Genomic DNA, 22,047 nt, shown 5'->3' on the forward strand with positions numbered 1-22,047 from the left:
GAGCGATGGCCACGAACGCGATCGACCAGACCCGTCGGATGCTCTCCCTGGTGACCTACCTCCGCGAGCGCCCCGGCGCCCACGTCCAGGACGTGGCACGGGCCTTCGGCATCACCGAGGACGAGCTGATCTCCGACCTCGACGTCCTGCCCATGTGCGGCACCAGCTTCCGCGGCGGCGACCTCCTCGACATCGACACCGACGGCGACCGCATCTGGTGGCACAACCCGGACGACGTCGCGGAACCGCTCCGGCTCGCCGCCGACGAGGCCACCGCCCTGCTCGTCGCCGCCCGTGCCGTCGCCACCCTGCCCGGGCTGCGCGAGAGCGACCGCGAGGCCCTGCTCCGGGCCACCGCCAAACTGGAGACGGCGGCCGGGGAGTCCGGGGCGGCCAGCTCCCGGCTCTCGGTGACCTTCGAGTCCGAGGGCGGCGTCTTCGCGGACGTCGACCGGGCCATCTCCGAGCGCCGCCGCCTCTGGCTGCGCTACTACTCGCCCGCCCGCGATGAACTCACCGAGCGCGAGGTCGACCCGATCCGCCTCTTCGCCGTCGGCCACACCTATATGGAGGGCTGGTGCCGGCTCTCGGAGGACCGCCGGACCTTCCGGCTCGACCGGGTCGCCGAGATCCGCCTCCTGGACGCCCCCGCCGCCCCGCCCGAGCTGGAGCTGCGCGACCTCTCCGAAGGGCTCGTCCACCCCGCCGCCGAGGACCCCGAGGTCGTCATCGAGGTCACCACCGGCGGCCGCTGGGTCGCGGAGTACTACCCGCACGACAGCGCCGAGGAACTGCCGGACGGCGGCCTCCGCATCACCCTGCGCACCCCTGACCCGGCCTCGCTGCGCCGCCTCGCCCTGCGCCTGGGCGGCGAGGGCCGCATCGTCACCCCGCCGGAGCTGGCCGAGAGCGCCCGCAGGGCCGCCCGCGAGGCGCTGGCCGCGTACGACGAGACGCTCTGAGCGGGCCGGGAGCGGAGACGAGATGCACCCGACGTACCTGATGCCGGTCGCGCCGTCCGTGCCGGGCGCCCGTACGGAGGCGGCCGACGGCGGCGGTACGGTCACCGGCCGGAGCGGGCAGCCCATGGGCGCCGCATCGGCCGCCGCTCGCAACGGGGGGCCCGGCGGAACTGCCCGTACCGGCAATCCCGGTGGCACTGGTCGTAGCGGCGCTCCCGTTGGAACTGTCTCGGCCGCCGCCATCCGCACCGGCACGCCCGGAGGCACCGGCCGTACCGGCACTCCCGATGGCGCTGGTCGTAGAGGCACGCCCGATGCCACCGCCCCGGCCGCCGCCACCGTCCGTACCGGGCCCGTTCCGGTGCCCGTGCCCGCCGCCGTACGGTTCCGGGCCGCGTGCCCCGACTGCCGGGGACGCTTCGAACTGGCCGCGGAAGCGCTGCGGCTGGCCATCGGCGCCAGCCGCCGTACCACCTTCTACACCTTCACCTGCCCCCAGTGCGCGGCCCCGGTCCGCAAACCCGCGGGGGAGCGCATCATCGAACTGCTCACCGGCGGCGGCGTACGCACCCTCCGCCTGCACGCCACGCCCTAGCGCCCCCCGCACCGCCCGTAGGAAGAGGCACTCCCCCCATGTTCTGGCCCATGCTCGCCATCGCCCTGGGATTCCTGGGCGTCGCCGTCCTCGGCGTCCTCGGCATCAAGGTCTTCGTCGAGGCGCAGCGGCTCGGCCGCCAGGTCACCGCCACCACCGAGCGGATCAGCCAGGCGTCGGAAGACCTCGAACGTGCGGCCACCCGCCTCGCGGCCACCGGCGACAGCCTGCGGTGACGGCCGGGCGCGACAGGCCCGCGCCCTGATGCCCGACAGCCCCGAGGGGTACGCTGCATGAGGCGGCCCAGGCAGTGAAGTACGGGCCGCAAGCCGCAGTACGCACGGGCATTGCCTCGCGTTTACCCCTGCGGGTTACGATCGCTGTCAAGCGCAATGATCGGACGTATGCCCGGTCGAACGGGTAGCGAGCCCACCCTCCAGCCGCCTCAGTGAGAAGGAAGTCGCACATGATCGGCAATCTGAAGCCCCTCGAGATCGTTCTGATCATCGCTGTCATCCTGCTGCTCTTCGGTGCCAAGAAGCTTCCCGACATGGCGCGTTCGCTCGGCAAGTCGGCCCGCATCCTCAAGAGCGAGGCCAAGGCCATGAAGAAGGACGACGCGGCGACCGCCACGCCCACGACGGAGACCGTCGCGGACCCGGCCCCTCCGCAGTCCACCACCGCCCGCACCATCCAGGCCGCCCCGGGAGACGTCACCAGCTCCCGCCCGGTCAACGAGCCCAAGCCCACCACCCAGAGCTGACCGCCGACACGCTCCGCCGACAGCCGCCGCACGAGACGAGGGAAGTGGGTTGCTCAAGTCTGCCCGCAAGCAGGAGAAGGACGCAGAGGGGCGGATGCCCCTCCTCGATCACCTGCGTGAGCTGCGTAACCGGCTGCTGAAGTCTGTGCTGGCGATCGTGATCGCCGTCATCGGAGCCGCCTTCTTCCACAAGGAGATCTTCGAGTTCCTGATGAAGCCGATCCTCGACTCGGTCGGCTGCAAGAACGGCATCGACACGATGGTCAACGGCCGCCCCTGCGCGGAGATGACCACCAACGGCCTGCTCTCCCCCTTCACCATCGCGCTGAAGGTGGCGCTGATGGCGGGCGTCCTCCTCGCCACGCCCGTCTGGCTCTACCAGCTCTGGGCCTTCGTCGCCCCCGGCCTCCACCAGAAGGAGAAGCGGTACTCCCTGGCCTTCGTGGCCGCGGGCGTCCCGCTCTTCACCGCCGGGGCCTACCTCGCGTACGCGATCCTGCCGCAGACGGCCGAGATCATGCTCGGCTTCACGCCGGAGCACGTCACCAACCTGCTGCCGCTCGACGACTTCCTCGACCTGATCACCCGCATGGTGATCGTCTTCGGTCTCGCCTTCGAGCTGCCGCTGCTCCTCGTCGCCCTCAACATGACCGGCGTCCTCTCCGGCTCCCGCATGCTCAAGTGGTGGCGCGGCATGATCGTCGGCCTCACCGCCTTCGCGGCCATCGCCACCCCGGGCGGCGAGCCCCTCTCCATGCTGCTGCTGGCCGGACCGCTCGCGCTCCTCTACTTCATCGCCGTCGGCTTCTCCCTGCTCAACGACAAGCGCCGCAACCGGAAGAACCCCGACGCCGAGCTGAGCGACGACGAGGCCTCGCACCTCGACCTGACCCCCGAACCGGTCGGCCGGATCGAGCCGGTGACCGACCCGCGCAGGGCGCTGCCGGGGCAGGCCTCCGGTGAGGCGGACGGGCCGGGATCGCACCGGCTCAACGGTTACGACGACATCACCTGACCTTGTAGGGTCCGGAAGGGTGACCAGCGAGATCACCCTCTTCGTCAATCCCACCGCGGGACGCGGCCGGGGCGCGCACGCCGCGCAGCCGGCCGCTTCCGCGTTGCGGGACGCCGGATTCTCCGTCCGTACGGTCCTCGGGGAGGACGCCGGGGACGCGCTGCGCCGGGCCCGGGAGGCCGTGGCGGCGGGGACCGGGGCGCTGATAGCCGTGGACGGGGACGGGCTGGCGTCCCTCGCCCTCCAGGCCGTCGCGGGGACCGGCACACCGCTCGGGGTCGTCGCCGTCGGCACCGGCAACGACTTCGCCCGGGCGCTGGGCCTGCCGATCCGCGATCCGGCCGCGGCGGGAGCGCTGGCGGCCCGGGCGCTCAAGGCGGGCGGCCACCGGGACATCGACCTGGGGCGGGTCGGGGAGCGCTGGTTCGGCTCCGTGCTCGCCTCCGGCTTCGACTCCCGGGTCAACGACCGGGGCAACCGGATGCGCCGGGTCGGCGGCCGGTTCACGTACGACCTGGCCATCCTGGCGGAACTCGCCGCCTTCGCCCCGATCCCGTACCGCATCCGGCTCGACGGGGGAGAGGTCCGCGAGATCGAGGCCACGCTCATCGCGGTCGGCAACGGCACCACGTACGGCGGGGGCATGCGCATCTGCGCCGGGGCCGAGATGGACGACGGCCTCTTCGACGTGACCGTGGTGGGGGAGTGCTCCCGCACCACCCTCCTCAAGGTGTTCCCGAGGGTCTACAAGGGCACGCATCTGAGCCACCCGGCCGTCACCACGCACCGGGTCTCCTCGATCGAGCTGGCGGCGGCCGGTGTCACGGCTTACGCGGACGGTGAACCGCTGGGCGCGCTGCCGCTCACCGCGACCTGTGTACCGGGGGCCGTGCGGGTGCTCACCGGGTGAGAAGTCCGGCGGATTCAAAGATCGGGCTGAGTGTCGGAGGCGGCGGGTAGGCTCGTAGCCAAGATGACAGAGGACCTCTCACCAGCTGAGCGATACCAGGCATCCCGCGTCCGTGCGGCCGAGATGGCGACGGCCCTCGGGCCCTTCCGGGAGATGTACGAATTCGGACTGGACCCGTTCCAGATCGAGGCCTGCCAGGCCCTGGAGGCGGGCAAGGGGGTGCTGGTCGCGGCCCCCACCGGGTCGGGCAAGACGATCGTCGGCGAGTTCGCCGTGCACCTGGCCCTGGAGCAGGGCCGCAAGTGCTTCTACACCACACCGATCAAGGCACTCTCCAACCAGAAGTTCGCGGATCTGGTGAAGAGGTACGGCGCCGACAAGGTCGGCCTGCTGACCGGTGACAACAGCGTCAACTCCGAGGCGCCGGTGGTCGTGATGACCACCGAGGTCCTGCGGAACATGCTGTACGCGGGCTCGCAGTCGCTCTCCGGCCTCGGTTACGTCGTCATGGACGAGGTCCACTACCTCTCCGACCGCTTCCGGGGCGCGGTGTGGGAGGAAGTGATCATCCACCTCCCCGAGTCGGTGACGCTGGTCTCCCTGTCGGCCACGGTCTCCAACGCCGAGGAGTTCGGTGACTGGCTGGACACCGTGCGCGGCGACACCGAGGTGATCGTCTCCGAGCACCGGCCGGTGCCGCTCTGGCAGCACGTGATGGCCGGACGTAAGATGTACGACCTCTTCGAGGAGACCACCGACCACGGCGGGCGCGGCGTCGGCCGCCGTGAGGTCAACCCCGACCTGGTGCGGCTCGCCCGCATGGAGAACCAGCAGGGGTACAACCCGCGCGACCGCCGCCGGGGCAAGATGGTCCGCGAGGCCGACCGCGAGCGCGAGCGGCGCCAGCGCAGCCGGATCTGGACGCCCGGGCGGCCCGAGGTCATCGAGCGGCTGGACAACGAGGGGCTGCTCCCCGCGATCACGTTCATCTTCAGCCGGGCCGGCTGCGAGGCCGCCGTACAGCAGTGCATGTACGCCGGGCTCCGGCTCAACGACGAGGACAAGCGCCGGCTGGTGCGCGAGATCGTCGAGGAGCGGACCGCCTCCATCCCCGGCGAGGACCTGCACGTCCTGGGGTACTACGAGTGGCTCGAAGGGCTGGAGCGGGGCATCGCCGCGCACCACGCGGGCATGCTGCCGACGTTCAAGGAGGTCGTCGAGGAGCTGTTCGTACGGGGCCTGGTCAAGGCGGTCTTCGCCACCGAGACCCTGGCGCTCGGCATCAACATGCCCGCGCGCTCGGTGGTCCTGGAGAAGCTCGTCAAGTGGAACGGTGAGCAGCACGCCGACATCACCCCAGGCGAGTACACCCAGCTCACCGGCCGGGCCGGACGCCGTGGCATCGACGTCGAGGGCCACGCGGTGGTCCTCTGGCAGCGCGGCATGGACCCGACGGCGCTCGCCGGACTCGCGGGGACGCGGACGTATCCGCTCCGCTCCAGCTTCCGCCCCTCGTACAACATGGCCGTCAACCTGGTGCAGCAGTTCGGCCGGCACCGGTCGCGGGAACTGCTGGAGACGTCGTTCGCCCAGTTCCAGGCCGACAAGTCGGTGGTCGGGATCTCGCGGCAGGTGCAGCGCAACGAGGAGGGCCTGGAGGGCTACAAGGAGGGCATGAGCTGCCACCTCGGTGACTTCGAGGAGTACGCGCGGCTGCGCCGCGACCTCAAGGACCGGGAGACGGAGCTGGCCAAGCAGGGCGCGGCGCAGCGGCGGGCGTCCGCGGCCGCCTCGCTGGAGAAGCTGAAGCCGGGCGATGTCATCCATGTCCCGACGGGGAAGTTCGCGGGGCTGGCGCTGGTGCTGGACCCGGGGCTGCCCGCCGGGCGGGCCAACGGGCACCGCGGGTTCGACCACCACGACGGGCCGCGGCCGCTGGTGCTGACCGCCGAGCGGCAGGTCAAGCGGCTGGCCTCGATGGACTTCCCGGTGCCGGTGGAGGCGCTGGACCGGATGCGGGTGCCGAAGTCGTTCAACCCGCGCTCGCCGCAGTCCCGGCGGGACCTGGCCTCCGCGCTGCGGACGAAGGCCGGGCACATCGTGCCCGACCGGCACCGCAAGGGGCGGGCGCCCGCCGCCGACGACCGCGAGATCGCCCGGCTCCGGGCCGAGCTGCGTGCGCATCCCTGCCACGGGTGCGACGAGCGGGAGGACCACGCGCGGTGGGCCGAGCGCTACCACCGGCTGCAGCGGGACACCCGGCAGCTGGAGAAGCGGGTCGAGGGGCGGACGAACACGATCGCCCGCACCTTCGACCGGATCGTCGCGCTCCTCACCGAGCTGGACTACCTCCGGGGCAACGAGGTCACGGAGAACGGGCGGCGGCTGGCCCGGCTCTACGGGGAGCTGGACCTGCTCGCCAGCGAGTGCCTGCGGGACGGGGTCTGGGAAGGGCTCAACCCTGCTGAGCTGGCGGCTTGCGTCTCGGCGTTGGTGTACGAGGCGCGGCAGGCCGATGACGCGGTGGCGCCGAAGCTGCCGTCCGGGCCGGCGAAGGTCGCGCTGGGCGAGATGGTGCGGATCTGGGGGCGGCTGGATGCCCTGGAGGACGACTTCAAGATCAACCAGACGGAGGGGGTCGGGCAGCGCGAGCCCGATCTCGGCTTCGCCTGGGCGGTCTACATGTGGGCCTCCGGGCGCACGCTGGACGAGGTGCTGCGCGAGGCGGAGATGCCGGCGGGGGACTTCGTACGGTGGTGCAAGCAGGTGATCGACGTGCTGGGGCAGGTGGCTGCGGCGGCTCCTCGGGAGGGGAGTGGGGGGAGTTCTGTGGCTCGTAATGCTCGGAAGGCGGTTGATGCGGTGTTGCGGGGGGTTGTGGCTTACAGCTCTGTGGGCTGACGCCCGGGGTGGGGCGTGGGCCTGGGTGTGCGGTGCGGGTGGGCGTGCCCGGCTCAGGGGCTTGGGCGGGGGCGCCTGCGGCGGGCTTGTTCCCCTACCCGCCCCTTCCCGAAACCGGGGCTCTGCCCCGGACCCCGCTCCTCAAGCGCCGGAGGGGCTGATAGGGGCGGGGCGGTCGGCCCGGACCACGCTCCTCAAGCGCCGGAGGGGCGGGATCCGAGTAGGTGGAATCAGGTGCTGCGGCTTCTCATGGCTGCTCCGGCGCAGACCATGCCCAGCAGCACCGTCAGTCCGCCGACGATGATGTTGTTGACCACCACTCCGGCGTCCGGGCTGCTTCCGACCACCCAGGTCGACACGATGATCCATGCACCGATCGCGCACATCGCCCAGCTGAGGCCGTACATGCGCTCGGGCATCATCGTGAAGCCCAGGGCCAGTACCGCGATGGCGATACCCATCACGAGGTTGTGCGTCACCAGCGCGGGCTGGCTGGCCGTGAAGTGGAGTACCCACGGGGAGACGGCGCAGTAGAGGCCGACGAGGAACACCGGCGCGTCCACCAGGGCCACATCGCGGCCGCCCATCACCTTGTCGTACCGCGCGCGCATTTCGGAGGCGTCGGGGTGACCTGAGAGGTCGCCTCTGACGGTGCTCCTGGCGTCCGAGACGTTGCTCATGAGATTCGTCTCCTTTGGTCCTGCGGGCCCCGACGCCGAATGGAGTGTGCGCCAGGCACCCATATGTCTATTCTGCTCTTATTTCAGCCTTATGTGTAGTTCTGGGCGCCTCGCTGTCCAGGCGTGCGGCGAGGCCGAGAAGCTCAGGGGTGCGCAGTACCCGGCCCCCGTATCCCGGCAGCGGTACGTGCAGGAGCGTGGTCCAACGGTCCGGGACGGCGTCGATGCCGTACACCGCGCCGGCCAGGCCGCCCGTCACGGCGGCCACCGTGTCGGTGTCCCCGCCCACGTCGACGGCGGCGGCGAGCGCCGACTCGAACGTGTCCGTCGTGCGGAGCGCCCACAGGGCGGTGGCCAGCCAGGGCCAGACCGCCCCGTTGAACTCGGTCGCCAGGGCGGGGTGCCAGTCGGGGGCCAGGGCTGTCGCCCATCGTGGGCGGTGATCCGGGTGGACCTCCCCGAGTGTCCTGGGGACGGCGGTCAGCGGGTCCTCTCCCGCCAGGGCCACCCGGAGCAGTTCGTGGAAGACCGCCGTGCCCTCCCAGGCCGCCCGGTCGCCATGGGTGAGGGCCGCGATCCGGCGGGCCGCCTCCATCGTCGCTGTACGTCCGGCGTGGGCGAAGTAGACCGCCGACGTGGTCGCCCGCATCAGCGAACCGTTGCCCGCAGCCCGTCCGTTGACCTGGAAGTGCAGGGCCGCGGCCCGCTCCCACGGCTCCCCGTTGGTCAGGACGTCCTCGGTCTGGAGGCCGATGTCCTTCGGCTCGCTCGCCGCCCACCGCCGGAACCGGTCGAACAGGTCCGGCAGGTCCAACCCGCCGCACTCCAGCAGCGATTCGCCGACCAGCACCGCCATCTGCGTGTCGTCCGTCGCCTCGCCCGGGTCCCAGCCGCCGCCCCCGCACAACAGGCCGACGCCGTCGGGGAAGCGCGTCGAGAACACCCCGGCCGGGCCGAACTCGAAGGGGGCACCGAGCGCGTCGCCCGCGGCCGAGCCGACGACCGCGCCGGCCACGCGGTCGGCCCGGGGGAGCGTGTGCGGTGTGATCATCCGGCAAGGGTAGGGCGGCAGCGGAGGCCCTGGGGCATGGGGAAGGGCGGTGTACCGCCAGGGGTGCGGTACACCGCCCTCCGCTTCCGGGTTACTTCGGCGGCATCAGGACCGAGTCCACGATGTAGACCGTGGCGTTGGCCGTCGGGACGTTGCCGCAGACGACCTTCGAGGAGTCGTTCACGGTGTACTCCATGCCCGAACCGGCCGTCGTCAGCTTGCTCTTCTCCAGCGTGTCGAAGGAGCCCTTCTCCAGCTGCTGCGGCGTCAGCTTCTGGCCCACCACGTGGTAGGTCAGGACCTTGGTCAGCTCGGCCTTGTCCGCCAGCAGGGCGTCCAGGTCGGCCTTCGGGATCTTCGCGAAGGCGTCGTTGGTCGGCGCGAACACCGTGATGTTCTGGGCGTTGTTGAGCGTGTCGACCAGGCCGGCCTGCTTCACGGCGGTCACCAGCGTCGACAGCTCGGGGTTGTTGGACGCGGCCGTGGCGACCGGGTCCTTCGCCATGCCGTCGAACGAGCCCGCGCCGTCCTTGGGCACCGAGGCACAGGCCGGGCCGAAGGGCTCGTCCATGGTCATCGAGTCGTCGGGCGCGGCGCTCGTCGACGCGGCCGCGCTGGGCGTCGAGCCCGCCGCCGCGTCCTTGGAGGAGTCGTCCGAGGAGCAGGCGGTCAGCGCCAGCGGCAGCACGGCGGCGGTGGCCACGGCAACGGCGGTGCGGCGGAAGCGGAGGGTGTTCATGGTGTCTCTCCTGGATCGAAGGTGATGAGGGACAAAGAAACGGTGTTCAGGGGTGGTGCGGGGGAACCGGCGGTGGCCCCTGGCCACCGGGGCCGTCTCCCAGCCGCGGGAGACGGGCCCGGTGCCGGAGCCAGCCGTCCGACCAGGAGCCGCCTCGCTCCTGCGGCCGGCCCTGATCTGCTGTCACACGAGGAATTCGGCGCGGCCTGCCCGACGGATTGGTCCGGACGGCGCGTTCACTCGATCGAGTTACTTCCGATCATCGACCAATCCTTCCGGCCACCTGCGACGAATGAGGGTCAGAGGAGCGGTGCGGCACTGCTCCGGACAGCTCAGCAGCGGCGGAGGGAACCGGGATGGCACGGGAGCGGCGGCGGACGGCCGTGGTGGGGAGCGGGGTCGCGGGACTGACCGCCGCCCACGTTCTGCACAAGGCGCACGACGTCACGCTGTACGAGGCGGACGACCGCGTCGGCGGCCACGCCCACACGCACGAACTGGCCGCCTCCGACGGGCGGGTGCACCGCGTCGACTCGGGCTTCATCGTGCACAACCGGCGGACCTACCCCCACCTCCTGCGGCTCTTCGGCGAACTGGGCGTCGCCACCCAGGAGTCGGAGATGTCGATGTCCGTACGGTGCGAAGGGTGCGGTCTGGAGTACGCCGGTGCCCGGGGGATCGCCGGGCTTCTCGCCCAGCCCCGGTCAGCGCTCCGGGGGCCGTATCTGCGGATGCTCGCCGAGGTGCCCCGCTTCCACCGGGCCGCACGGGCGCTCCTGGAGCTGCCGGAGGGGCCCGCCACCGAGATGACGCTCGGGGAGTTCACCCGGCGCGGCCGCTTCTCCCCTTATTTCCACGCCCACTTCCTCACCCCCATGGTCTCCGCCGTCTGGTCCTGCGACCCGGTCACCGCCCTGCGCTACCCCGCCCGCTATCTCTTCCGCTTCCTGGCCCACCACGGCATGCTCACCGTCGGCGGCTCCCCGGTCTGGCGGACCGTCACCGGCGGCTCACGCGCCTACGTCGAACGCGTCGTCAAACAGCTCACCGCCGTCCACACCGCCACCCCCGTCCGGGCCGTCACCCGCCACACGGACGGCGTCGAACTCACCACCGAGGACGGCACCACCACCCCGTACGACTCCGTCGTCATCGCCACCCACCCCGACCAGGCGCTCCGGCTGCTGGCCGACCCGACCGACGCCGAACGCGCCACGCTCGGCGCCTTCACCTACTCCCGCAACCCCACCCTCCTGCACACCGACACCACGCTGCTGCCCCGCAGCCGGGGGGCCAGGGCCTCCTGGAACTACCTGATGCCCTCCTGCGCCGCCGACGCCGACCACGTCACCGTCAGCTATGACATGAACCGGCTCCAACGGCTCGATGCGCCCGAGCGGTTCGTCGTCACGCTCAACGGTTCCGACCGGGTCGACCCCGCCTCCGTACGCGCCCGCATGGTCTACGAACACCCCGTCTACACCCCGGAATCCGTCTCCGCCCAGGCCCGGCTGCCCGCCCTCTCCGGGCCCGTCACCGCCTACGCGGGCGCCTACCACGGGTGGGGTTTCCACGAGGACGGCTGCCGGTCGGGGGCCGAGGCCGCCGCGGCCCTGGGGGTGACGTGGTGAGCATCCGTGGAAGCGGTGCGGTGAGCGGCGGTGCAAGTGCCCTGTATCCGTGCACGATCACGCACGTACGGACGCGGCCCGGCCGGTACGCGCTGCGGCACCGGACCTATCTGTGGCTCATCGACCCCGACGCCCCGCCCCGGCTGCCGCGCGGGCTGCGGGCGCTGGCCCGGTTCGAGGCGCGGGACCACTTCGGCGGCACCGCACCCACCGTCCGGGCCGGGCTGAGCCGGTTCCTGGCCGCCCGGGGCGTGGACCTCGCCGACGGCACGGTCACCATGCTCACGCAGGCCCGGGTCCTCGGCCATGTCTTCAACCCGCTCACCGTCTACTGGTGCCACCGCGCCGACGGCTCCCCGCTCTGTGTGGTGGCCGAGGTCCACAACACGTACGGCGAACGGCACAGCTATCTGCTCCACCCGGACCGGGACGGCCGTGCCGTCACCGGCAAGGAGTTCTACGTCTCGCCGTTCTTCCCCGTCGACGGCGGCTACCGCATGCGGCTGCCCGAGCCCGGCGAGCGGCTCGATCTGACCGTGCACCTGGAGCGCGCGGGCGGCCGTCCGTTCACCGCGACCGTACGGGGCACCCGCCGCCCGGCCACCCCACGGGCGCTGGTCCGGCTCGCCCTGCGCCACCCGCTCTCCACCGTCGCCGTCTCCCTCGCCATCCGGCTGCACGGCATCCGGCTCTATCTGCGCGGCCTCCCCGTGCAGCCCCGCCCCCACCACCGCCCACAGGAAGGCATGCAGTGACCGCGCCGACCCACCCACTGCCGACGGGACCCACCCCCGGCCCGCCGAAGCCCACCCCCGCGTCGGTCCAGGCTTCCCACCCGGCCGAGTCCACCCCTGCGGCGGGTCCGGCCCCTCACCCGGCCCGGTCCACCCCCGCGTCGGTCCCGGCCCCCGCGTCGCGGAAGGGCGTCCCCGGCCCGGCGGAACCCGCCCGTGGTGCCGCCTCGTCGTCCCTCACCGGCCCGGCCGTTCGGCAGCGCCCCGCCGTCGACCCCGCCCGCTGGCCCGACGTCGCCGCCCCGCCCCGCGACTCCCGCCTCCGGACCGCCCTCGCGGAGCGCATCGTCCGCCGCGCCCTTGCCCGCCTTCCGCTGCGCGCCCGGTTCGCCGGGGCTGAGGACATCGGGCTCGGCGGACCGCTGATGGAGATCCGGGAGCCCGAGGCCTTCTTCCGGCGGATCGGCGCGAGCGGGCTCATCGGCTTCGGGGAGTCCTACATGGCGGGGGAGTGGGACGCCCCCGACCTGGTCGCCGTGCTCACCGTCCTCGCGGGCAACGCCGCCGACCTGGTCCCCGCCCCGCTCCAACGGCTGCGCCCCCTCTGGGCGTTGCGCAAGCCCGCCGCCCAGCTCAACACCCCCGAGGGCTCCCGGGAGAACATCAGCCGCCACTACGACCTCTCCAACGACCTCTTCGCCCTCTTCCTCGACGGGACGCTCTCCTACTCCTCCGCCGTGTTCCGGAGCCTCCCCGCCACGCAGGACCTGCTCACGGCCGCCCAGCACCGGAAGATCGACCTCCTCCTGGACGCCGCCGGGGTCGGGGAGGGAACCCGGCTCCTGGAGATCGGCACCGGCTGGGGCGAACTGGCCCTCCGAGCGGCCGCCCGTGGCGCCCGGGTCGTCTCCGTCACCCTCTCCGCCGAACAGCGCGAGCTGGCCCGTGCCCGCATCCGCGAGGCCGGGTACGACGACCGGGTCGAGATCCGGCTCTGCGACTACCGGCAGGTCACCGGCGCGTACGACGCCGTCGTCAGCGTCGAGATGATCGAGGCGGTCGGGGAGGAGTTCTGGCCGGTCTACTTCACGACCCTGGACCGGCTGCTCGCCCCCGGCGGCCGGGTCGCCCTCCAGGCCATCACCATGCCCGACGACCGGCTGCGCGCCAGCCGTTCCACGTACACCTGGATCCACAAGTACATCTTCCCGGGCGGACTGCTGCCCTCCACCGAGGCGATCGAACGGGTCACCACCGGGCACACCCGGCTGCGGACCGTGCGCCGCAGCGGCTACGGCGCCCACTACGCCGAGACCCTGCGGCTCTGGCGCGAACGGTTCACCGAACGCTCCGCCGAGGTCGACGCCCTCGGCTTCGACGCCGTCTTCCGCCGGATGTGGACCTTCTACCTGGCCTACTCCGAGGCGGGTTTCCGCTCCGGCTACCTCGATGTGCAGCAACTGCTCCTGACCCGCGACCAGAGCCCTGCCCAGGAGGCGCTGTGAACACCACCACGACCCGGCTCCCCGCACGCCCCGCCACCGGCGCCGCCCAGCGGCTCGTCCCCCTGGCCGAGCGGCTGCTCGGGGGTGCGCTGCCCGTCCGCGTACGGATGTGGGACGGCAGCGAGGCCGGGCCCGAGGACGCCCCGACCGTGCACGTACGCTCCCGGCGCGCCCTGCGCCGGCTGCTCTGGGCGCCCGGCGAACTCGGCCTGGCCGAGGCGTACATCATCGGTGACCTGGACCTCGCGGAGGACGGGGGCGCCGACCTGGGCGATGTGCTGCGCACCGTGCGCCGTGCGGTGAGCGAGCGGGGGCTCGCCCCGCCCGTGCTCTCGCTCTCCGACCGGCTCGCCGCCGTCAGGACCGCCCTGCGCCTCGGTGCCGCCGGGCCCCGCCCGCCCGTTCCCGCAGCACGGGCCGGGCTGAGCGGAACGCTGCACAGCAAGGCCCGGGACCGGGCGGCGATCAGCCACCACTACGACCTGTCCAACGCCTTCTACGCCCTGCTCCTCGACGCGACCATGGCGTACTCCTGCGGCTACTGGACCAGCGACGCCGCCGGCTACGGGCCCGCCGACGCCCAGCGCGACAAGCTGGAGCTGATCTGCCGCAAGCTCGGACTGCGGCCCGGCGCACGGCTGCTGGACATCGGCTGCGGCTGGGGTTCGCTGACCCTCTACGCGGCCGAGCACCACGGCGTGCGCGTCACCGCCGTCACGCTCGCCGCCGAACAGGCCGCGTACGTACGGGGGCAGGTGGCGGCACGCGGACTGGAGGAACTGGTCGAGGTCCAGAACATCGACTACCGGGACATCGCGGAGCGGCCGGAGACCCGGGGCGCCTACGACGCCGTCTCCACCATCGAGATGGGCGAGCACGTCGGGGACGCCGAGTACCCCGCCTTCACCCGCATCCTGCACGACTCGCTGCGGCCTCAAGGGAGGGTGCTGGTCCAGCAGATGTCGCGGGGTGCGAACGCCCCGGGCGGGGGCGCGTTCATCGAGGCGTACATCGCCCCGGACATGCACATGCGGCCCGTCGGGGAGACCGTCGGGCTGCTGGAGGGGGCCGGGCTCGAAGTGCGGGACGTCGAAGCCCTGCGCGAGCACTATGTGCTCACTGTGGACGCCTGGCGGCGGACGCTGGAGGAGCGGTGGGCGGAGTTCACCGCGCTGGTGGGGGAGGAGACCGCGCGGGTCTGGCGGCTCTATCTCGTCGGCGGCTCCCTCGCGTTCGAGGAACGGCGGATGGGCGTCGACCAGATCCTCTGCGTACGCCCCGACCGGGCGGGGAAGGCCGGGATGCCGGCCACCCGGCGTGACCACATGGACGGAGCGGACCGGTGAGCGGCTTCGACTGGGGTGCCTTCGCGGGCGGGCTCGCGGGCGCGGCCGTCGCCGCCCTCGCCGTCATGCTGGTCACCTTCGCCATCGCCCTCAAGAAGGGCGTCCACCGCATCGTCGACGTCGCCTGGGGCATCGGCTTCGCCGCCGTCGCCCTCGTCTCGTACGGCCTCTCGGTCGGTGACGGGGACGAGGTGCGGCGCCTGGTGGTGACCGTGCTGACCGTCGTCTGGGGGCTGCGGCTCGCCGTCCACATCGGGCGGCGCGGACGCGGCCACGGCGAGGACCCGCGCTACGCGAAGATGCTCGCCAAGGCGCCGGGCCACCCGCAGCTCTATGCCCTGCGCAAGGTCTATCTGCTCCAGGGCGCGCTGGTCTGGCTGGTCTCGCTGCCGGTGCAGGCCGCGCACTATCTGACCGGGCCGATGGTGTGGTGGGCCTGGGCGGGTGCGGTGCTGTGGGCGGTCGGGCTCGCCTTCGAGGCGATCGGGGACCACCAGCTCGCCCGGTTCAAGGCCGACCCCGCCAACCGGGGGAAGATCATGGACCGGGGGCTCTGGTCCTGGACCCGCCACCCGAACTATTTCGGTGACTTCCTCGTCTGGTGGGGGCTGTTCCTCTTCGTCTGCCAGGCGCCCGCCGCTGCTGCCGCGACCGTCGTCGCCCCGGTGGTGATGAGCCTCCTGCTGACCAAGGGGAGCGGGGCGGCCCTGCTGGAACGCCATATGGCCGACCGCCCCGGGTACGCCGCGTACCGGGCCCGCACCAGCGGCTTCTTCCCCCGGCCGCCCCGGCGGGGCTGATCACCCGGAAGGGCCCGCTCCATCTCGGCGGAACGGGCCCTTCCTCCTCCTCGTACGGTCAGTCCAGCCCACGCGCCCGCTCGAACCGGGATCGGGCCTCGCCCAGGTCCACCACCGGCTCCGGGTAGTCCAGTTCATCCTTGACCTTCCACGGCTCGTGGACCGCTGACCCCTTCACCTCCGCCAGCTCCGGCACCCACCGCCGTACGTAGTCGCCGTGCGGGTCGTACCGCTTGGCCTGGGTCACCGGGTTGAGCACCCGGTTGGGACGGGTGTCCGTGCCGGTGCCCGCCACCCACTGCCAGTTGAGCTGGTTGTTGGCGATGTCGCCGTCCACCAGCAGCCCCAGGAAGTGCCGGGCGCCCACCCGCCAGTCCACGTACAGCGTCTTGGTGAGGAAGCTCGCGGCCAGCAGCCGGCCCCGGTTGTGCATCCACCCCTCGTGCGCCAGCTGCCGCATCGCCGCGTCCACCACCGGATAGCCGGTGCGCCCGGTCTTCCAGGCGGTGATCTCGTCCTCGTCCGAGCGCCAGCGGTCATCGCGCGGCCGGTAGTCGGACCAGGAGGCGTCGTGGCGGGCGGCCAGCACCTGGTGGTGGAAGTCGCGCCAGGCCAGCTGCCGGACGAACGCGTCGGCGCCGGGCCCGCCCTTCTCCCGGGCCCGCTCGGCCAGTTCGGCGGCGGAGACCGTACCGAAGTGGAGGTGTGGGGAGAGCCGGGAGGTGGCGTCCCCCGCGAGATCGTCGTGGCCGTCCGCGTAGTCGCCCATGTCCCCGTCGAGCCAGGACGTCATCAGCTTGCGGCCCGCCTGCTCGCCACCGCCCGCCAGTCCGGGCGAGACGTTCTCGACGTCATCGCGGGCGGGCAGGTCGTCGGAGGCGAGGGTGGCGTCCGGCAGCCGGACCGTGCGGGGCGCGCCCAGTGTGCCCCGTACCCCCACCGCCTCCCAACGGCGGAAGTACGGGGTGAACACCGCGAAGTGGTCCTTGCCCGACGGGGCCACCCGGCCCGGAGCGAGCGCGGTGACCACCGCGTCATGGAGGCGCAGCTCGCAGCTGGTGTCCGCCAGGGCGGCACGCAGCTCCTCCTCACGCCGTGCCGCGTACCCGCTCACCCCGGCGGCCATGTGCACCGCCCCGGCCCCGGTCTCCTCGACCAGCCGGCGCACCTCCTTCGCCACCGAGCCGGTACGGACGACGAGTCGGCCGCCGCGTTTCCGCAGCCCGGCGTCCAGGTCGGCGAGGCAGTCCGCGAGGAAGGCGAGCCGGTTGGGGGCGTCGAACCCGGCCCGGTGGACGGCCTCGTCCCGGACGAAGAGCGGGACGACCCGGTCCGCGTCCCGCAGGGCGGAACGCAGCACCGGGTTGTCGTGCAGACGGAGATCGGAGGTGAACAGCACCACCGCGACGTTCATGGAACGGGTGCTCCTTGCAGTGTGGGGGGAAGGTGGGCGGTCAAGCGGTCGGGAAGTCCATCAGGGCCACCGGGTCCGAGGTCGGTTCGGCCGAGCCGCCCGCCGGTTCGACCGTGATCCCCATCCCCGTCGCCCGGTCCACCGGTCCGTCCAGCAGCACGGCGTCATCGCTCGCCTTCGGGTCCATGAGACCGGCCGAACGCATGGTGCCCTCGTCGTTGAACCAGATCTGGTAGACCTTGCCGCTCGGTGGAGGAGCCATCCCCGAGGCCAGGAACACCGCCCGGTTCTCCTGCTGCGAGACGACCACCGTGCCGCGTGCGCCGCTGGTCAGCTCGCCGGAGCTGGTCTTAGCGTCCGGCGCGGAGAGCACCTGGGCCAGCTGCTCGTTCTGCCGCTGGGCCCGGTCCGCCTCCTGGCGGGCGTTCTCCGCCACCCGGTTCTGCCACACCGCCACCCCGCCGAAGGCGGCCGCCGCCGCGATACAGGCGGCCAGGGCATAGGTGGACCAGCGGCCGGTGCGGCCGACGCCGCCGCCCGTACGCCCGGGTCTGCCGTGCGACGGCGCCTCCTGACGCACGGTCGTGATCTCCCGCAGCACCCGCTCCCGCAGCTCGCGCGGCGGGGCCTCGGCGACGGCCAGGCCGAGCCGGGCGGCGGTCGCCGACAGTTCCCGTACCTCCTGGGCGCAGGCCTCGCAGTCGGCCAGATGGCGTTCGAACTCCCGGCGCTCGTCCTCCGGCAGCGCGTGCAGGGCATAGGCCCCGGTCAGCGTGTGCAGTTCGGCCGTGCTCATGCGCTCACCCCCAGGCAGTCGCGCAGCCGGATGAGGCCGTCGCGCAGTCGAGTCTTGATGGTGCCCAGGGGCACGGTGAGGAGTTCCGCCACCTCACGGTAGGTCAGGCCCCGGTAGTAGGCCAGGGTCACGGACTGCCGCTGGAGTTCGGAGAGGGTGCGCAGACAGCGGCGCACCTGCTCTCTCTCCAGCCGGGTCTCCACCTGTTCGGAGACCTCGTCGAAGGCGGGCGTCCGGTCCAGGAGCGCCGCCCGGTGCTCCCGGGCCGCCGCCGCCTCCGCCGAGCGGACCCGGTCGACGGCCCGGTGGTGGGCGAGGGTGAGCACCCAGTTCATCGCGCTGCCCCGGGAGGCCTGGAAGCGGGGCGCGGTACGCCACACCTCGACCAGCACCTCCTGGGCGACCTCCTCCGACTGGGCCGGGTCGCGGAGGATGCTCCGTACGAGGCCGAGCACGGGCCCGGAGACCGCGTCGTACACCTGGGCGAAGGCCTCCTGGTCCCCCCGCGCGACCCGCACCAGGAGCTCCTGGAGGTCGGGCCCGGGTGCGGGCACCCCGCTGATCTGTACGGCTTCGTTCACGCGGGTTTCCTCCCGGGACGTCATCGGTTCCAGAAGTGATTCGGAGCCGGTGGCCGTGCGGATTGGTCCAACGGCCGCGATCTTTCCAGAACCGGCCCCGCCCGGCCGTGCGACGCAGCGGCGCGCCTCAGCCGCCCGACGCGACCGGCCGAGCGGTGTCGTGCCGCGCCCCGTCGTGCCTGGCTGCCTTGCGCCGGGTGGCTCGCAGGGCGAGGAAGGCCAGCAGTGCGAGCGGTGAGAGCAGGATCGCGAGGACGAGCAGCGGGCCCATCAGCCAGGGGGAGAGCCCGAGCTTCCGGCCCTGGAGGAACATCCACTGGCCGACCAGCAGGTCCCACGCGATGATGTGGGCCCAGACGGCCGCGGCGCCGTTGGGCAGCGTCATCAGCTCCTGGAAGCCGGGGAGTTCGGGCCCGGTCACCGCCGCCCAGACCTCCGGGAAGACCGGCGCGACGAGGGCGGCGTACACCACGGCGACCGGCACCGCCGTCAGCGGAGAGGAGACGATCCGGGCGGTGACGGACCAGGTCGGAGCGAAGATCATCAGCAGCCAGAACGGGGCGGCCAGGAGGAACGTGAGGTCGAAGAGGGTGCCGGCGCTCGTCATGGGGTGAACTCCTTGCTGCGGGAGGACGGTTCGGATTCCTGCGGTTCTGATTTCTGCTGTACGGGAGCGGGCGCGGGTGGCCGCCGCAGCGCCACCCCCACCCCGGCGGCAACCGCCCCCAGGAGGACACCGGTGGCGACGAGCGTCACCGCGTCCGGGCGGATCAGGGGCTGGCCGCGCAGTGCCTGCCAGGTGGTCAGGGCGACGAGACCCGCGTATCCGACCGTCACCACCCGTACGAGTCGCAGCCGCAGCCCGGCGTCGCGGAACCGGGCGATCCGGGGCGCGAGCACCACCAGGGCGATCAGGAACAGCGGGATCAGCTGGAGCGCGTGCATCCCCACGAAGTGCGGGATCCGCAGATCGCCGCCGGTCGTGGACCAGCCGGTCAGCGGCATCGAGGGGCCGCCGTCCGGCACGCCGACGGAGTGGGCGCCGATCACATCGGGGCTTTCCGTGCCTCCGGCCCGCTGCTCCGCGCTGGGCAGCGTCATCAGGAAGCCGATCCCCGCGCCCACCAGCGCGATCACGACACCGCCCCGGATCGCCCAGGCGGTCGCCCGGTCCGCGAACCGGGTGCGCAGGAGTAGGAGGCCGATCACCAGGGTGGCCGCCCACAGCACGATGACCGTGATCCCCATCGCCGTGAACAGGGCCTGGTCGAACGGTGTCTCGACGTTGAAGTGGCTCCGCTTCCCGCGGACGACCTGCCCGGTGATGATCGCCATCTCGACGAGGCTCGTTGCGACGACCACGTTCCCCGCCCACCAGCCGGTCCGGCGCCCCCGGGTCGACTGCGCGAGCATCCAGGCCAGGGACAGGCCGTAGACGGTGAAGGAGAGGTAGAACTTGAACGGCTTCGCCCAGATCGGCGCGTCCACCAGGACCCGGTCGTCGACCGCGAGACCCACGGCGGATACGACGGCCCCGAGGGCCATCACGGCGGAGAAGACGACTAACGGGCGATGCCAGGAACGCCATGACGGCATGGGAGACCCCCTGAGAGCTACTGAATGGATAGTGGCGCTTACTGCTATCCGGTAGGGGCACTATCTATGATGGCGGTCTGATCTGGCAAGGGCGGAAAGGCGAACACGCGGTGCGCATCGGTGAATTGAGTCGCAGGTCCGGGGTGCCGGTGCCGACGATCAAGTACTACGTACGGGAACGGCTGCTGCCCGCCGGGGAGTTGACCAGCCCCAACCAGGCGGAGTACGGCCCCGGCCATGAGCGGCGCCTCCGCCTGATCCGGGTCCTGCTGGAGGTGGGCGGACTCTCGCTCGCCACCATCGGGGAGGTGCTGAAAGCCACCGACGACCCCGCACAGCCGGTGCTCAAGGTGCTCGGCGCAGCGGCGAAAGGGGTCACACCGCTGGAGGAGGGCGAGAGCGGTCCGGAGCTGGAACAGGCCCGGGAGGACGTGGTCGAACTGCTGCGACGGCGCGACTGGCAGGTCAGCGAGGGGACGACGGCCGCCGAGTCGCTGGCCGGGGTGATCTCGGCGCTGCGCCGGGTCGGGCACGGCGGTCTGGTCGACCTGATCGAGGAGTACGCGGACGCGGCCGAGTCCGTGGCCCGCGCGGACATCGGGTACGTACAGCGCCGGGTGGCCCGGGAGGATCTGGTCGAGAGCGTGGTCGTGGGGACGGTCCTGGGCGAGGCCATGTTCGGCGCGCTGCGCAGACTCGCCCACGAGGACGTCTCGTTCCGGCTGTACGAGGGGCTGGGCGCGGGCGGCGATGAGGCGCCTGCCGGTCGCGGTGGGCCTGCCGGTGCGCCTGACGGTGTGGACGGTGCGGGAGGCGCGGGGGCACCCGGGGCCTGAGGTCCGACGATCGGGGCGAGACCCCCGCAGACGCAGAGACCCCGCCCACCGGGAGTGCGGTGGGCGGGGTCCTGAGCGGGAGGAGCGGCGACGCGACCGCCGCTGGGCGGCCCTGGGCGGGAGGGGCACTCGCCCCCTGCCGAGTCCTGCCGGAGGGCACGCAGCCCGGGCTCCGCCCCCGCCGGAGCGCTCGACGGCCGAGCCCCCTGCCCAGGCGCTACGCGGCCGCCGCCGGTCCCTCCTGCTCGCGTTCCACCTGCTCGTTCCACTCGCGCTTCACCGCGCGCCAGGCGTCGTCGTTCTGGCCGAGGCGCCAGTAGCCGGAGATCGACAGCTGGGCGAGCGGGATCTGCCGCTCCACGCGCAGATAGCGGCGGATCTCCTTCACGAAGCCCGCCTCCCCGTGCACGAACGCCTGGACCTCGCCCTCGGGGAAGTCCAGCCCCTTCACGGCGGCGGTCAGCAGCTCACCGACCGGCCGGTCGCCGCGGTGCAGCCAGGTCACGGCCACCCCGTCGGGCGACACGATCTTCTGCTCCTCGGAGGCGTCCGGCACCTCGACGAAGGCGTGCACCAGGGCGCCCGCCGGCATCTGCTCCAGCGACGCGGCGATCGCCGGGAGGGCGCTCTCGTCGCCGACCAGCAGGTGCCAGTCGGCCGAGGCCTGCGGGGCGTAGGCGCCGCCGGGGCCGAGGAAGGTCACCTGCTCGCCCGCCTGGGCGCGCTGCGCCCACGGCCCGGCGAGGCCCTCGTCGCCGTGGACCACGAAGTCGACGGCCAACTCCCGGGCGACCGGGTCCCAGGAGCGGATCGTGTACGTCCGCGTCGTGGGCCACAGCTCGCGCGGGTGGCTCTCGCGGATGGCGGCGATGTCGAACGGGTGCGGGTAGTCCGCGCCCTCGGGGGCGAAGCACAGCTTGATGTAGTGGTCGGTGAAGCCGTCCAGGGAGAAGTCCGCGAGCCCCTCGCCGCCGAGGACCACCCGCACCATGTGCGGGGTGATCTGCTCGGTGCGCACGACCTGCGCCCCCTGGGCCTTGGGTCCTTGCCGGGCCGGCCGCTCTGCCACGAGGTACTCCCTGGGTTGTGACGTACGGGCGCGCCCGCCGGTGGACGGGTCCGTGCCGCGTACGTATCGGCGCACGGGGCCGGACACCTCCGGCCCCCATGACTTAGGTATGCCTAAGTTAAC

22 protein-coding genes are annotated in these 22,047 nt (G+C 72.4%); 13 read left to right on the forward strand and 9 right to left on the reverse strand.

What is annotated here, in order from left to right; all coding sequences use genetic code 11:
• Window positions 1-5: 5 nt before the first annotated feature.
• The 7 genes from DJ476_RS28920 (at window position 6) to DJ476_RS28950 (ending at window position 7,146) form a co-directional block, all read left to right on the forward strand.
• Window positions 6-962 carry a helix-turn-helix transcriptional regulator gene (locus tag DJ476_RS28920; RefSeq protein ID WP_103418387.1) on the forward strand — a complete coding sequence of 319 codons (957 nt, stop codon included), beginning with the start codon at window positions 6-8 and terminating at the stop codon, window positions 960-962.
• Between the two features lie 241 nt (window positions 963-1,203).
• Window positions 1,204-1,557 carry a hypothetical protein gene (locus tag DJ476_RS28925; RefSeq protein WP_381148928.1) on the forward strand — a complete coding sequence of 118 codons (354 nt, stop codon included), beginning with the start codon at window positions 1,204-1,206 and terminating at the stop codon, window positions 1,555-1,557.
• Between the two features lie 38 nt (window positions 1,558-1,595).
• Entirely contained in the window at window positions 1,596-1,793 is a 198-nt protein-coding gene (locus DJ476_RS28930; protein WP_028419996.1) for a hypothetical protein, read from the forward strand.
• A 230-nt stretch (window positions 1,794-2,023) separates the two neighbouring features.
• Window positions 2,024-2,320 carry a Sec-independent protein translocase subunit TatA gene (gene tatA / locus DJ476_RS28935; RefSeq protein ID WP_015607501.1) on the forward strand — a complete coding sequence of 99 codons (297 nt, stop codon included), beginning with the start codon at window positions 2,024-2,026 and terminating at the stop codon, window positions 2,318-2,320.
• A gap of 49 nt (window positions 2,321-2,369) precedes the next feature.
• Window positions 2,370-3,335, forward strand: coding sequence for a twin-arginine translocase subunit TatC (tatC, locus tag DJ476_RS28940; protein WP_070204745.1), 966 nt, complete (start codon window positions 2,370-2,372; stop codon window positions 3,333-3,335).
• Window positions 3,336-3,354: 19 nt separating this feature from the next.
• The gene (locus DJ476_RS28945) at window positions 3,355-4,245 is read left to right on the forward strand and encodes a diacylglycerol kinase (protein ID WP_112491883.1); all 891 of its coding nucleotides are present in this window, start codon (window positions 3,355-3,357) and stop codon (window positions 4,243-4,245) included.
• A gap of 63 nt (window positions 4,246-4,308) precedes the next feature.
• Window positions 4,309-7,146: a DEAD/DEAH box helicase gene (locus tag DJ476_RS28950; protein ID WP_112491884.1), complete on the forward strand. Its 2,838-nt coding sequence runs from the start codon at window positions 4,309-4,311 to the stop codon at window positions 7,144-7,146.
• A 230-nt stretch (window positions 7,147-7,376) separates the two neighbouring features.
• Here DJ476_RS28950 and DJ476_RS28960 read toward each other — a convergent pair whose 3' ends face one another.
• The 3 genes from DJ476_RS28960 to DJ476_RS28970 all read right to left on the reverse strand — a co-directional run bounded on the left by DJ476_RS28960 (window position 7,377) and on the right by DJ476_RS28970 (window position 9,616).
• Window positions 7,377-7,826 carry an SPW repeat protein gene (locus DJ476_RS28960; RefSeq protein WP_103418383.1) on the reverse strand — a complete coding sequence of 150 codons (450 nt, stop codon included), beginning with the start codon at window positions 7,824-7,826 and terminating at the stop codon, window positions 7,377-7,379.
• 67 nt (window positions 7,827-7,893) lie between these two features.
• Window positions 7,894-8,877 carry an ADP-ribosylglycohydrolase family protein gene (locus DJ476_RS28965; protein WP_112491886.1) on the reverse strand — a complete coding sequence of 328 codons (984 nt, stop codon included), beginning with the start codon at window positions 8,875-8,877 and terminating at the stop codon, window positions 7,894-7,896.
• 91 nt (window positions 8,878-8,968) lie between these two features.
• On the reverse strand, window positions 8,969-9,616 hold the full coding sequence (locus DJ476_RS28970) for a fasciclin domain-containing protein (protein ID WP_103418381.1): 648 nt from the start codon (window positions 9,614-9,616) through the stop codon (window positions 8,969-8,971).
• A gap of 356 nt (window positions 9,617-9,972) precedes the next feature.
• Here DJ476_RS28970 and DJ476_RS28975 point away from each other — a divergent pair, with 356 nt between their 5' ends.
• From DJ476_RS28975 to DJ476_RS28995, 5 genes are read left to right on the forward strand one after another with little or no spacing between them, the layout of a single operon-like run.
• Window positions 9,973-11,247, forward strand: coding sequence for an NAD(P)/FAD-dependent oxidoreductase (locus DJ476_RS28975; protein ID WP_112491887.1), 1,275 nt, complete (start codon window positions 9,973-9,975; stop codon window positions 11,245-11,247).
• A 2-nt stretch (window positions 11,248-11,249) separates the two neighbouring features.
• Window positions 11,250-12,002, forward strand: a complete 753-nt coding sequence (locus DJ476_RS28980; protein ID WP_381148927.1) for a DUF1365 domain-containing protein — start codon at window positions 11,250-11,252, stop codon at window positions 12,000-12,002.
• Window positions 11,999-13,486: a class I SAM-dependent methyltransferase gene (locus DJ476_RS28985; protein ID WP_103418378.1), complete on the forward strand. Its 1,488-nt coding sequence runs from the start codon at window positions 11,999-12,001 to the stop codon at window positions 13,484-13,486. The genes DJ476_RS28980 and DJ476_RS28985 overlap by 4 nt, the downstream gene beginning before the upstream one ends.
• A complete protein-coding gene (locus DJ476_RS28990) occupies window positions 13,483-14,832 on the forward strand; it encodes a class I SAM-dependent methyltransferase (RefSeq protein ID WP_112491889.1) in 1,350 nt (449 codons plus the stop codon). Before DJ476_RS28985 ends, DJ476_RS28990 begins: the two co-directional genes overlap by 4 nt.
• Entirely contained in the window at window positions 14,829-15,632 is an 804-nt protein-coding gene (locus DJ476_RS28995) for a DUF1295 domain-containing protein (protein ID WP_112491890.1), read from the forward strand. The genes DJ476_RS28990 and DJ476_RS28995 overlap by 4 nt, the downstream gene beginning before the upstream one ends.
• 58 nt (window positions 15,633-15,690) lie before the next feature.
• On the opposite strand, the gene DJ476_RS29000 is transcribed toward DJ476_RS28995, so the two are convergent.
• The 5 genes from DJ476_RS29000 to DJ476_RS29020 form a co-directional block, all read right to left on the reverse strand.
• On the reverse strand, window positions 15,691-17,046 hold the full coding sequence (locus tag DJ476_RS29000) for a cryptochrome/photolyase family protein (RefSeq protein WP_103418375.1): 1,356 nt from the start codon (window positions 17,044-17,046) through the stop codon (window positions 15,691-15,693).
• 40 nt (window positions 17,047-17,086) lie between these two features.
• A complete protein-coding gene (locus DJ476_RS29005) occupies window positions 17,087-17,842 on the reverse strand; it encodes an anti-sigma factor (protein ID WP_103418374.1) in 756 nt (251 codons plus the stop codon).
• A complete protein-coding gene (locus DJ476_RS29010; protein ID WP_103418373.1) occupies window positions 17,839-18,423 on the reverse strand; it encodes a sigma-70 family RNA polymerase sigma factor in 585 nt (194 codons plus the stop codon). Before DJ476_RS29010 ends, DJ476_RS29005 begins: the two co-directional genes overlap by 4 nt.
• 127 nt (window positions 18,424-18,550) lie before the next feature.
• A complete protein-coding gene (locus DJ476_RS29015; protein WP_112491891.1) occupies window positions 18,551-19,030 on the reverse strand; it encodes an ABA4-like family protein in 480 nt (159 codons plus the stop codon).
• Complete coding sequence (locus DJ476_RS29020; protein ID WP_181006529.1) at window positions 19,027-19,968, reverse strand: hypothetical protein; 942 nt, start codon at window positions 19,966-19,968, stop codon at window positions 19,027-19,029. The genes DJ476_RS29015 and DJ476_RS29020 overlap by 4 nt, the downstream gene beginning before the upstream one ends.
• Before the next feature lie 194 nt (window positions 19,969-20,162).
• On the opposite strand from DJ476_RS29020, the gene DJ476_RS29025 reads away from it, so the two are divergent.
• Window positions 20,163-20,855 (forward strand): MerR family transcriptional regulator, encoded by a 693-nt coding sequence (locus DJ476_RS29025; RefSeq protein ID WP_404827597.1) that lies wholly within the window; start codon window positions 20,163-20,165, stop codon window positions 20,853-20,855.
• 217 nt (window positions 20,856-21,072) lie between these two features.
• Here DJ476_RS29025 and DJ476_RS29030 read toward each other — a convergent pair whose 3' ends face one another.
• Entirely contained in the window at window positions 21,073-21,924 is an 852-nt protein-coding gene (locus tag DJ476_RS29030; protein WP_103418369.1) for a siderophore-interacting protein, read from the reverse strand.
• Between the last annotated feature and the right edge of the window lie 123 nt (window positions 21,925-22,047).

The organism is Streptomyces bacillaris (assembly GCF_003268675.1).
Classification (GTDB): domain Bacteria; phylum Actinomycetota; class Actinomycetes; order Streptomycetales; family Streptomycetaceae; genus Streptomyces; species Streptomyces bacillaris.